General features: G+C 70.0%; 11 protein-coding genes. 5 read left to right on the plus strand and 6 right to left on the minus strand.

What is annotated here, in order from left to right:
- On the plus strand, positions 1–1,973 hold a 1,973-nt coding region (locus ABNT58_RS18155; protein ID WP_348754850.1), incomplete at its 5' end, for a DUF3772 domain-containing protein.
- On the opposite strand, the gene fdhD is transcribed toward ABNT58_RS18155, so the two are convergent.
- Complete coding sequence (fdhD, locus tag ABNT58_RS18160) at positions 1,928–2,785, minus strand: formate dehydrogenase accessory sulfurtransferase FdhD (RefSeq protein ID WP_348754851.1); 858 nt, start codon at positions 2,783–2,785, stop codon at positions 1,928–1,930. The genes ABNT58_RS18155 and fdhD overlap by 46 nt on opposite strands.
- A 59-nt stretch (positions 2,786–2,844) precedes the next feature.
- Between fdhD and ABNT58_RS18165 the strand changes: the two genes are divergently transcribed.
- Both ABNT58_RS18165 and ABNT58_RS18170 read left to right on the plus strand, forming a co-directional pair.
- Positions 2,845–3,921: a substrate-binding domain-containing protein gene (locus ABNT58_RS18165; RefSeq protein WP_348754852.1), complete on the plus strand. Its 1,077-nt coding sequence runs from the start codon at positions 2,845–2,847 to the stop codon at positions 3,919–3,921.
- A gap of 124 nt (positions 3,922–4,045) precedes the next feature.
- Positions 4,046–5,116, plus strand: a complete 1,071-nt coding sequence (locus ABNT58_RS18170; RefSeq protein WP_348754859.1) for an asparaginase — start codon at positions 4,046–4,048, stop codon at positions 5,114–5,116.
- A gap of 124 nt (positions 5,117–5,240) precedes the next feature.
- On the opposite strand, the gene ABNT58_RS18175 is transcribed toward ABNT58_RS18170, so the two are convergent.
- Positions 5,241–5,489 (minus strand): hypothetical protein, encoded by a 249-nt coding sequence (locus tag ABNT58_RS18175; RefSeq protein WP_348754853.1) that lies wholly within the window; start codon positions 5,487–5,489, stop codon positions 5,241–5,243.
- 171 nt (positions 5,490–5,660) lie between these two features.
- Here ABNT58_RS18175 and ABNT58_RS18180 point away from each other — a divergent pair, with 171 nt between their 5' ends.
- Positions 5,661–6,491: an urease accessory protein UreD gene (locus ABNT58_RS18180; RefSeq protein WP_348754854.1), complete on the plus strand. Its 831-nt coding sequence runs from the start codon at positions 5,661–5,663 to the stop codon at positions 6,489–6,491.
- Between the two features lie 14 nt (positions 6,492–6,505).
- Here ABNT58_RS18180 and glk read toward each other — a convergent pair whose 3' ends face one another.
- The gene (glk, locus tag ABNT58_RS18185) at positions 6,506–7,477 is read right to left on the minus strand and encodes a glucokinase (RefSeq protein WP_348754855.1); all 972 of its coding nucleotides are present in this window, start codon (positions 7,475–7,477) and stop codon (positions 6,506–6,508) included.
- 125 nt (positions 7,478–7,602) lie between these two features.
- On the opposite strand from glk, the gene ABNT58_RS18190 reads away from it, so the two are divergent.
- Complete coding sequence (locus ABNT58_RS18190; protein ID WP_348754856.1) at positions 7,603–8,310, plus strand: hypothetical protein; 708 nt, start codon at positions 7,603–7,605, stop codon at positions 8,308–8,310.
- A gap of 42 nt (positions 8,311–8,352) precedes the next feature.
- On the opposite strand, the gene urtE is transcribed toward ABNT58_RS18190, so the two are convergent.
- The 3 genes from urtE to urtC all read right to left on the minus strand — a co-directional run.
- Complete coding sequence (gene urtE, locus ABNT58_RS18195) at positions 8,353–9,045, minus strand: urea ABC transporter ATP-binding subunit UrtE (RefSeq protein ID WP_250196561.1); 693 nt, start codon at positions 9,043–9,045, stop codon at positions 8,353–8,355.
- 2 nt (positions 9,046–9,047) lie between these two features.
- The gene (urtD, locus tag ABNT58_RS18200) at positions 9,048–9,926 is read right to left on the minus strand and encodes an urea ABC transporter ATP-binding protein UrtD (RefSeq protein ID WP_348754857.1); all 879 of its coding nucleotides are present in this window, start codon (positions 9,924–9,926) and stop codon (positions 9,048–9,050) included.
- Positions 9,923–10,740, minus strand: an 818-nt coding sequence (urtC, locus tag ABNT58_RS18205; RefSeq protein WP_348754858.1) for an urea ABC transporter permease subunit UrtC, incomplete at its 5' end; no start/stop codon positions are given. The genes urtC and urtD, both read right to left, overlap by 4 nt.

A 10,740-nucleotide genomic window follows, 5' to 3' on the forward strand; every position in this document is an offset into this window, starting at 1 on the left:
CCGACGAGCGACGCGACCGTTTCCGCGCCGCGCTGTTCGAGCGCACCGACTCCATCCTCTCGCCCTCGTTCTGGGCCGAACTGCGGCTCAATGCCCCGCGCGACCTGCAGCGGCTGCAGCAGCTGGGCGGCACGCTGGCCACGGCCGCGGCGGCCACGCCGGCCGGTGCGTGGGCCGGCCTGTGCGCAATGGTGCTGGTGGTGTTCGGCCTGCGGCGCTGGCTCAGCGCCCGGCTGGTGGCGCTGACGGCCGAGCGCACGCCTTCGGGCCGGGTGCGCCGCTCGCTGTATGCGGTGGCGCAGGCGCTGCTGGCCATGCTGGTGCCCGGCCTGGCCGCTTATGCGGTGATGCGCGGCATCGTGTGGACGCTGCCCGATGCCGATCCGCTGCGCGAGCTGCTGGGCAGCATGGTGGGCGCGATGTGCTTTTCGGCCTATGTGGCCGGCATCGGCTCGGCGCTGCTGGCGGCCAGGCGGCCTTCATGGCGGCTGCTGCCGCTGCCCGACGACGTGGCCACCGGCCTGCGCTGGCATCCCACCTACATCGGCGCGCTGATCTTCATCGGCTGGGTGGTGCAGCGGGTGGGCACGCAGGTGCAGACCAGCCTGGCCACCGAAGTGGCCATCAACGGCGTGTATGCGCTGCTGCTGGGCCTGCTGCTGGCCCACACCGTGCGCCGCGGCGAGCGGCTGCGCCTGCATTCGCATGCGGTGCGCGACGAGCACGAATACCTGCCGCGCCCCGCGTGGATGACGCTGGCGCTCTTTTTCGCGCGCACGCTGCTGGCCGCCAGCGTGCTGGCCATCCTGGTGGGCTATGTGGCGCTGGGCGCTTTCGTGGTGCGGCAGGTGAGCTGGATCGCGGTGCTGGCGATGACGGCCTTCGTGCTGGACGCGCTGATCGACGACGTGGCCACCGCCTGGCTGGGCACCCGCGCCGCCGCCGCCGACGAAGCTGCCGAGGGCCAGACGCCAGGCAGCCGCCTGCGCCGGCAGGCAGCGGTGCTGCTGTCGGGCGCGCTGCGGCTGACCACGGCACTGGTGGCCCTGGTGCTGGTGCTGGCGCCCTTTGGCGAAGGCCCGGCCGACCTGCTGCGCCGCACCGACCAGCTGCGCAACGGCATCACCGTGGGCGAGCTGCAGCTGCGGCCCACGGCGGTGCTGCAGGCGGTGCTGGTGTTCCTGCTGGCCACGGTGGTGCTGCGGGCGGTCAAGCACTGGTTTTCCGACCGCTTCCTGCCCACCACCTCGCTGGACGAAGGCATGCGCGCCTCGGTGGCCACGTTGCTGGGCTTTCTGGGCACGGTGGTGTCCATCGGCCTGGGGCTGTCGGCCATCGGCCTGGCGCTGGACAAGGTGGCCTGGATCGCCAGTGCGCTGTCGGTGGGCATCGGCTTCGGTCTGCAGGCGGTGGTCAGCAACTTCGTCTCGGGCCTGATCCTGCTGGCCGAGCGGCCGGTGAAGGTGGGCGACTGGGTGGCGCTGGGCGGGGTGGAAGGCGACATCCGCCGCATCAACGTGCGTGCCACCGAGATCCAGATGGGCGACCGCTCGACGGTGATCGTGCCCAACTCGGAGTTCATCACCAAGGTGGTTCGCAACGTAACGCACCAGAGCCCGCAGGGCCTGGTGCAGATCAAGCTGCCGATGCCGCTGGACACCGACACCGAGCGCGCGCGCGAGATCCTGCTGCAGGCCTTCGTCGACCACCCCGACGTGCTGGACACGCCCGCACCCAACGTGCAGCTGGACGGCGTGGACGCGGCGGGCAACGTGGTGTTCAACGCCACCGGCTTCGTCAGCTCGCCGCGGCAAAGCTATGGCGTCAAGAGCGCGCTGCTGTTCAAGATCCTGCAGGCGCTGCCGGCGGCCGGGCTGCCGCTGTGGAAGCGGCCGACCCTGGTGCTGCAGGAGACGGCGCAGCCCGCTCAGCCGGCGGTGCCCGGCGCCACCTCGGGCGAGCCGCCCGCATAACGCACCGCCTGCCGGCCGCGGCTGAAGCCCCATAGCACCAGCCCGGCCTGCTGCGCGATGCGCACCGCCAGCGTGCTGGGCGCCGACACCGTGGCCAGGGTGCCGATGCCCACGCGGGCGCACTTGCGCACCAGCTCGTAGCTGGCGCGGCTGGACATCACCACGAACCCCGGCGTGCCCAGCAGCCGCCGCTGCGCCAGCCGGCCGATCAGCTTGTCCAGCGCGTTGTGGCGGCCCACGTCTTCCATCGCCCACTGCAGCGTGCCGTCGGGCATGGCCCAGCCGGCGGCATGGCAGCCGCCGGTGGCCCGGTTGGTGGGCTGGTGCTCGGCCAGCTGGCCCATGGCCCGCAGCACCGCGGCCAGCGGCACCGGCGGTGTGGGCGGCAAGGGCTCGGGCTGCAGGTCCAGCGCGGCCAGGCTGTCGACGCCGCACAGGCCACAGCCGCTGCGCCCTTCCATCGCGCGGCGCCGCTGCTTCAGTTGCACGAAGGCCTGCTGCGCCACTTCCAGCGCCACCTCGCAGCCCAGCTGGCCGGTGCTCAGCTCCATGCCGTAGCACTGGGCCGGTGATGCGATCAGCCCTTCGGACAGGGCAAAGCCCAGCGCCATCGCCTCCAGCTCGGTGGGCGTGGCCATCATCACCGCATGCGACAAGCCGTTGAAGGTCAGCGCCACCGGCAGTTCGCTCACCACCTCGTCTTCTTCGGCCTGCTGGTGCACCTGCCCGTCGTCACCCAGCCGGCAGCGCCACACGTCCACCGACTGGTGGGCGGGCAGGTCATCGGTGTCGGCAGGCAGGGGCGCGGTCATGGGCATCGGGGTCATGTGACTAAACTGCCCGGCCAGCATAGCCCCCCACGCCCGCCATCGTGCTGCACGTCTCCATCCGCCCGCACTGGAACATCCGCAATGCCGAAGGCCGTGAGCTGCCGGCCAAGGTGCTGGCCTTGCTGTCGCTGGTGGAAGACCACGGCAGCCTGGCCGCAGCCTGCGAGAAAGAAGGCGGCAGCTACCGACACGCCTGGAAGCTGCTGCGCGAGGCCGAGTCGGTGCTGGGCGCGCCGCTGCTGCAGATGCAGCGCGGCAAGGGCTCGGCGCTGACGCCGCTGGCACGCACCCTGGTGTGGGCCGACCGGCGCATTGGCGCGCGGCTGTCGCCGGTGCTGGAAAGCCTGGCGTCTGAACTGGAGGCCGAGCTGCACACGCTACTGGCCCCCAGCAGCGGCGCCCTGCGCCTGTGGGCCAGCCACGGCTTTGCGGTGGAACAGCTGGCCCACCAGCTGGAAGCGGCGCAGCAACCGCTGGAGATCAAGTACTGCAACAGCGAGCAGGCCGCCGCCGCGGTGCATGGTGGCGCCTGCGACGTGGCCGGCCTGCACCTGCCGGTGGGCCCGCTGGGCGCCCAGGTGCTGGCCCACCATGCCCGCTGGCTCAGTGGCGACCTGCGCGCCATCCACCTGGTGCTGCGCCGCCAGGGCCTGATGGTGCCGGCCGGCAACCCGCGACGGGTGTACGCGGTGGACGACCTGCTGCGGCCCGACGTGCGCTTCATCAACCGCGAACGCGGCTCGGGCACCCGGCTGCTGCTGGACCTGCTGCTGGCCCAGCGGGGCCTGGACGGCAGCCGCATCGCCGGTTATGAGCAGGGCGAGCACACCCATGCCGCGGTGGCCGCCTACGTGGCCAGCGGCATGGCCGACGTGGCCTTCGGCGTGGAGACGGCGGCGCGCCGCTTCGGGCTGGAATTCATCCCGGTGCAGGCCGAGCGCTACTTCCTGGCCTGCCGGCCGGCGGCCCTGCAGCAACCGCGGGTGCAGGCCATGCTGGCCGTGATCCGCAGCGACGCCTACCGCGAGGCGGTGCGCCAGCTGGCCGGCTACGAGCCCGATGCCTGCGGCAGCATCGCCCCACTGGACGGCGACCTGGTGACCACCGCGCCGCGCTGAGGCGCACCAACTCCATGCACTTTGGGACAGCGTGAATGCCGGATCGGTATCCATCCGGGCCCGTTTCTCGCATCTACTCCCGCTGGTTTTTTCACAACCAAGAGGAGAACCCTGCATGAAACCCATGACCCGCGGCCTGCGCGCCGCCTGCGCCGCGCTGCTGGCGGCCACCGCCTTCGCCGGCTTGCCGGCCCTGGCCCAGACGGCCAAGCCCACCGTGGTGATCGTCGCCACCGGCGGCACCATCGCCGGTGCCGGCGCCTCGGCGCTCAACAGCGCCACCTACCAGGCCGCCAAGGTGCCGGTGGACAAGCTGATCGCCGGCGTGCCCGAGCTGGCCAGCGTGGCCAACGTCCGCGGCGAGCAGGCCTTCCAGATCGCTTCCGAGAGCTTCACCAACGACAAGCTGGTGACCCTGGGCAAGCGCGTCTCGGCGCTGCTGAAGGACCCGGAAGTCAATGGCGTGGTGGTGACCCACGGCACCGACACGCTGGAAGAAACCGCCTTCTTCCTGAACCTGGTGATCAAGAGCGACAAGCCCATCGTGGTGGTCGGCTCCATGCGGCCGGGCAGCGCGATGTCGGCCGACGGCATGCTGAACCTGTACGACGCCGTGGTGGTGGCGGCATCACCCAGCGCCAAGGGCAAGGGCGTGCTGGTGACCATGGCCGACGACATCCTGTCGGGCCGTGATGCGGCCAAGCGCGTGAACGTCAAGACCAGCGCCTTCGGCAGCCAATGGGGCGCGCTGGGCATGGTGGTGGAAGGCAAGACCTACTGGTTCCGCAGCCTGGCCAAGCGCCACACCGTGAACTCCGAGTTCGACATCGACACCATCGATGCGCTGCCGGAAGTGTCCATCGTCTATGGCTCGGGCAGCATGAACATGGCGCTGTACGACGCGGCCGCCGCGCCGGGCGTCAAGGCCATCATCAACGCCGGCACGGGCAACGGCTCGGTGCCCAACTATGCGGTGGACAAGCTCAAGTCCATCCGCGACAAGGGCGTGATGGTCATCCGCTCCAGCCGCGTGGCCGACGGCATCGTGCTGCGCAACGCCGAGCAGCCCGACGACAAGTACGACTGGGTGGTGGCCCACGACCTGAACCCCCAGAAGGCCAAGATCCTGGCCGCCGTGGCGCTGACCAAGGCGCAGACGACCGCTGAGCTGCAGCGGATCTTCTGGGAATATTGACGTTTGCCCCCAAGACCCGGGCATGGCCCGGGTCGGCCCCCCGAGGGGGCGCAGGTTCCTTGGGGCGGCCCGGCGGAACCTGGTGACCCCCAAGACCCGGGCTGTGCCCGGGTCGGCCCCTGCTTCAGCCTTCGAAGCGGCCGCGGCGCAGGCTGACGAAGCCGATGGCGCCGAGGCCGCCGAACAGCAGCGCGAGGTCGCTGCCCGCCGCAGGGGCGTTCGACGCGCGCGACTCGGCCGCCGGAGCGGTGGTGGCTGCGGCGACCGCGGTGGCCGCCGTGGCGGTGCTGGTGCTGGCGCCCTGCGCCGATGCGTGGGCCGACAAGGCAGCCAAAAGGGCGCCGATGACCGTGAACAGAATCCGCTGATGCATGACGACAACTCCCTGTAGAAATGCGGGGACACCTCGCAGCGGCGTCGGGTCTTGGCCCGGCTGCACACCACAGGGCATACCCTAAGCAACTTCCGTGACAGCTTTGCTGCACCGCAGCAGGGCATTCGGACCTGGGGTTACAGTGCCGGCCTTTCTGCACAGCACACCCGCATGGCCTGGACCGGTCACCTCGATCTGCACTACACCCGCGATGGCGAGCGCACCATTGCGCTGGACCGCCACGAAGGGCCGCTGCGGGTGCTGCAGCGGCTGTACCCCGAGGGGCCGGGCATCTGCCACCACGTGCTGGTGCATCCGCCCGGCGGCGTGGTGGGTGGCGACGTGCTGCGGCTGGATGCGCGGCTGGCCGCCGGCACGCATGCGGTGCTGACCACGCCCGGGGCCACGCGCTTTTACCGCAGCGCGGGTGAGCCGGCGTTGCAGAGCACCGCCATCGACGTGGCCGACGGTGCGCGGCTGGAATGGCTGCCGCTGGAAGCCATCGCCTACAGCGGCTGCGAGGCCGAGAACCGCATGCGCTTTGCGCTGGCCCCTGGCGCCGAGATGATGGGCTGGGACGTGCTGGCGCTGGGTCTGCCGGCCACCGGTCAGGCCTTCGAGCGGGGGCGCTTTCGCACGCATCTGGAGCTGCCCGGCGTGTGGCTGGAGCGCGCCACGCTGGCGGCCGACGACCGCCGGTTGCTGGATTCACCGCTGGGTCTGGCTGGCCACAAGGTGGTGGCCACGATGTGGTTCGCGGCCGGCAGCCCGCTGCCGCCCGCACGCCGCGAGGCGATGCTGCAGGCCGCGCGCGAGGTGTGCGAAGACTCGGCCCTGGCGGCCACCGCCGGCGCCACCTCACCGCATGCCGAAGCCGTGGTGCTGCGCGTGCTGGCGCCGCGGGTGGAGCCGGCTCAGCAGTTGCTGCTGCGGGTGTGGACCGCCTGGCGCCGCAGCGCCTGGCAGATGGACGCCCCGCCGCCCCGCATCTGGCGGACCTGAGCACCTGACAAGGATCAGGCGGCGTCGAGCGCCCTTGAAGCGCCGAGCAGCGCCGGCGACTGCTGCGCATCGATCACCCAGCAGGGGATCTGGCTGAGGTAGCCCTGGAAGCGGCCCTTGGCCTCGAAGCGCTCGCGGAAGGGTGAGCGGGCGAAGGCTTCGCCCATGCGGGGCACGATGCCGCCGCCGATGTACAGGCCGCCGCGCGCCGCCACCGTGAGCGCCAGGTTGCCGGCCACGCTGCCCAGGAAGGCGCAGAACATGTCCAGCGCCGCGGCGGCCAGCACGTCAGCGCCGCCCATCGCGGCCGACAGCACCGCCGCCGGCTCCTGCAGCGGCGCCGCCTGCTGGCGCACCTCGCCCAGCGCCTGGTACAGGTTCACCAGGCCGGGGCCGGACACCGCCCGCTCGGCCGAGGCATGGCCGAAACGGCGCTGCAGGCTGGCGATCACCGCCGCCTCTTCCGCGGTGGCGGGCGCCAGCGAGACATGGCCGCCCTCGCCGCCCACGGCCACCGCTTCGCCCTTGCGTGTGAAGGCCAGCGAGGCCACGCCCAGGCCGGTGCCCGCGCCCACCAGGCCCAGCGTGGCGCCGGGCACCGCGGTTCCGCCGCCCACCGGCTTGAGCTCGCTGGGCTTGAGCGCCGGCAGCGCCAGCGCCAGGGCCACGAAGTCGTTCACCACCACGAAGCGGTCGAAGCCGAATTCCTGGCGCACCGCCTCGATCGAGAAGCCCCAGGTGTGGTTGGTCATCTGCAGGTGGTCGCCGTCCACCGGGTTGGCGATGCCGATGGCGCAGTTGCGCGGCTGGGGCAGACCCAGGCGGTCCAGGTAGCTGCGCATGGCGGCCTGCAGCGTCGGGAACTCCTCACCCTTCAGGGCCGCCACATGGCTGGGTGGGGTGTCGGCCGATTCGCAGATGGCGAAGCGGGCATTGGTGCCGCCGATGTCTCCCACCAGGCGGGGAAACGCGGTTTTCTGTTCCATGGCTATGAGGTTCTCCGTATGGGGGCGATGGTATCGGCAGGCAAGCTGCTTGCCGTCACCCCTTTGGCCCCACGCCAGGTACGTTCTGGTTACGGCGATTAGGATGACGGTTTGATGTCTGCACGATGAATTCGCAACATTCCCTGGACAAGCCCGCCGGCTGGGCTTCTGACTCCTGTGCCGATGCCACGCTGCGCTGGGCCGGCCTGTGGGCCCCGCTGCTGGCGGTGGCGGTGGCCCTGCTGTGGGCCGAATGCCTGCCCCGCGCCACGGTGCTGGACCTGATCCACGAAGAAGGCCCGGTCGAGCTGCTGACCACGCTGCTGTACCTGTTTGCCGCGGTGGCGCTGTGGTGCGTGCAGCGCCCGCTGCAGGGCGCCGGCACCCGGCTGGCATTGACGGTGATGCTGCTGGCGTTTGCCGCGCGTGAGCAGGACCTGCACAAGGCCTTCACCGGCACGAGCGTGCTCAAGGTCAGCTTCTACCTGAACGATCACCCGCTGCACCAGAAGCTGGTGGCGCTGCCCATCCTGGCGGTGATCGCCGGCACCGCGCTGTGGCTGCTGGCGCGCCACGCCCGCCCGCTGTGGCAGGGCCTGCGCCAGGCGCGGCCGCTGGCCATCACGGTGGCCATCTTCTTCGTCACGCTGGTGGTCACCAAGGTCATCGACCGCAGCTTCGCGATCCTGGCCGAAGACTTCGGCGTGCACCTGTCCGACCAGGTGGACACCATCTTCTCGGCGCTGGAAGAGGTGGTGGAGTGCAGCCTGCCGCTGATCGCAGTGGCGGGCCTGCTGCAGCACCAGCGCGAGACGATGCACCCGGCGCCCTGAGTACAGGTCGCCACACGCCGGGCGGGTTGCGCGGCCGCGGCTTTAGATCGACATCAGCTCGCGCACGCCGTTGGCCTGCATGTCGGCGCCGCGGCCGCGGGCGATGATTTCGCCGCGCTCCATCACCAGGTACTGGTCGGCCAGTTCCTCGGCAAAGTCGTAGTACTGCTCCACCAGCACGATGGCCATGTTGCCGCGGTCGGCAAGCATGCGGATCACGCGGCCGATGTCCTTGATGATGCTGGGCTGGATGCCCTCGGTGGGTTCGTCCAGGATCAGCAGCTTGGGGCCGGCCGCCAGCGCACGGCCGATGGCCAGCTGCTGCTGCTGCCCGCCCGACAGGTCGCCGCCGCGGCGGTGGATCATCTGCTTGAGCACCGGAAACAGCTCGAAGATCTCGGCCGGCACCGGCACGCTGCCGCTCTTGTAGGCCAGGCCCATGCGCAGGTTGTCCTCCACCGTCAGCCGGCCGAAGATCTCGCGGCCCTGGGGCACATAGCCCACGCCGCGCTTGACGCGCTCGTACGGCTTTTCCTTGCCCATCTCCTGCCCGTCGAGCTTGATGCTGCCGGTCTTGATCGGCACCACGCCCATCAGGCTCTTGAGCAGCGTGGTCTTGCCCACGCCGTTGCGGCCGAGGATGACGGTCACCTCGCCGATCTTCGCTTCGAACGACAGGTTGCGCAGGATGTGCGAACCGCCGTAGTACTGGTTCAGGCCTTCGACTTGCAACATGGCTAGCGCCCCAAATAAACCTCGACCACCTTGTCGTTGGCCTGCACATCGCGCAGCAGGCCCTCGGCCAGCACGCTGCCTTCATGCAGCACCGTCACGGTCTTGCGGCCCTCGGTCAGCTGGTCGACGAACTTCATGTCGTGCTCCACCACCACCAGCGAGTGCTGGCCCTCCAGCGACAGGAACAGCTCGGCCGTGCGCTCGGTTTCTTCGTCGGTCATGCCGGCCACCGGCTCGTCCAGCAGCAGCAGCTTGGGGTCCTGCATCAGCAGCATGCCGATCTCCAGCCACTGCTTTTGGCCGTGGCTCAGCAGGCCGGCGGTGCGCTGGGCCGCGTCCTTCAGGTGGATCAGCGCCAGGATCTCGCCGATGCGGTCGAGCTGGGCGCCCGTCAGGCGCGAGAACACGCTGGCGCGCACGCGGCGGTCGGCCTTCAGCGCCAGCTCCAGGTTCTCGAAGACGCTCAGCTCTTCGTACACCGTGGGCTTCTGGAACTTGCGGCCGATGCCGATCTGCGCGATGTCGTTCTCGCGCAGGCGCAGCAGGTCGATGTTGGAGCCGAAGAACACCTTGCCCTTGTCGGGCCGCGTCTTGCCGGTGATCACGTCCATCATCGTGGTCTTGCCGGCGCCGTTGGGGCCGATGATGCAGCGCAGCTCGCCCACGTTGATGGTGAGCGACAGCGCGTTGAGCGCCCGGAAGCCGTCGAAGCTGACAGTGATGTCGTCCACGTACAGCGCCACGCCCTGCGCAAACTCGGGCACGCCCGCGCGGGCCACGCGGCCGTAGCTGGCTTCGCCGCCGGAGCCGCCGACGTTGTGGACCCGCTGCTCATGCGCCTGCCGCAGTTGGCTGCCGGCTTCCATCAGATCGGGCGTCATTGGCCGGCCTCCTTCTTGAACTTGCGGAACAGCCCCACGATGCCCTGCGGCAGGAACAGCGTGACGGCGATGAAGAGGGCGCCCAGGAAATACAGCCACACCTCGGGGAAGGCCACGGTGAACCAGCTCTTGGCGCCGTTGACGAAGAAGGCGCCGACGATGGGGCCGATCAGCGTGGCGCGGCCACCCACAGCGGCCCAGATTGCGATCTCGATGCTGGCGGCCGGCGTCATCTCACTCGGGTTGATGATGCCCACCTGCGGCACGTACAAGGCACCGGCCACCGCGCACATCACGGCCGACAGCGTCCAGATGCTGAGCTTGTAGGCCAGCGGGTCGTAGCCGGTGAACATCACCCGCGTCTCGGCGTCGCGGATGGCCTGCAGCACGCGGCCGTACTTGCTGTTCACGATCCAGCGCGCCATCAGGTAAAAGCCGATGAGCACCAGCCCGGTGAGCACGAACAGCGTGATGCGGGTGGTCGGCGTGGCGATGGGCAGGTCGAGGATGCGCTTGAAGTCGGTGAAGCCGTTGTTGCCGCCGAAGCCGGTCTCATTGCGGAAGAACAGCAGCATCGCCGCGAAGGTCATGGCCTGCGTGATGATGGAGAAGTACACGCCCTTGATGCGCGAGCGGAAAGCAAAGAAGCCGAACACAAAGGCCAGCAGCCCGGGCACCAGCAGCACCAGCAGCATCTGCGCGACGAACGAATCGCTCAGCGCCCAGTGCCAGGGCAGCTGCTTCCAGTCGAGGAACACCATGAAGTCGGGCAGGTCGCTCTTGTAGTTGCCGTCGCGGCCGATCTGGCGCATGA

The sequence above is a fragment of the uncultured Aquincola sp. genome, from assembly GCF_964001545.1.
GTDB lineage: Bacteria > Pseudomonadota > Gammaproteobacteria > Burkholderiales > Burkholderiaceae_C > Aquincola.

Coding starts and splice junctions, on each gene's coding strand:
- fdhD (WP_348754851.1), bottom strand. CDS start 2,785: ATGACCGCGCCCCTGCCTGCCGACACCGATGACCTGCCCGCCCACCAG.
- ABNT58_RS18170 (WP_348754859.1), top strand. CDS start 4,046: ATGACCCGCGGCCTGCGCGCCGCCTGCGCCGCGCTGCTGGCGGCCACC.
- ABNT58_RS18175 (WP_348754853.1), bottom strand. CDS start 5,489: ATGCATCAGCGGATTCTGTTCACGGTCATCGGCGCCCTTTTGGCTGCC.
- ABNT58_RS18180 (WP_348754854.1), top strand. CDS start 5,661: ATGGCCTGGACCGGTCACCTCGATCTGCACTACACCCGCGATGGCGAG.
- glk (WP_348754855.1), bottom strand. CDS start 7,477: ATGGAACAGAAAACCGCGTTTCCCCGCCTGGTGGGAGACATCGGCGGC.
- ABNT58_RS18190 (WP_348754856.1), top strand. CDS start 7,603: ATGAATTCGCAACATTCCCTGGACAAGCCCGCCGGCTGGGCTTCTGAC.
- urtE (WP_250196561.1), bottom strand. CDS start 9,045: ATGTTGCAAGTCGAAGGCCTGAACCAGTACTACGGCGGTTCGCACATC.
- urtD (WP_348754857.1), bottom strand. CDS start 9,926: ATGACGCCCGATCTGATGGAAGCCGGCAGCCAACTGCGGCAGGCGCAT.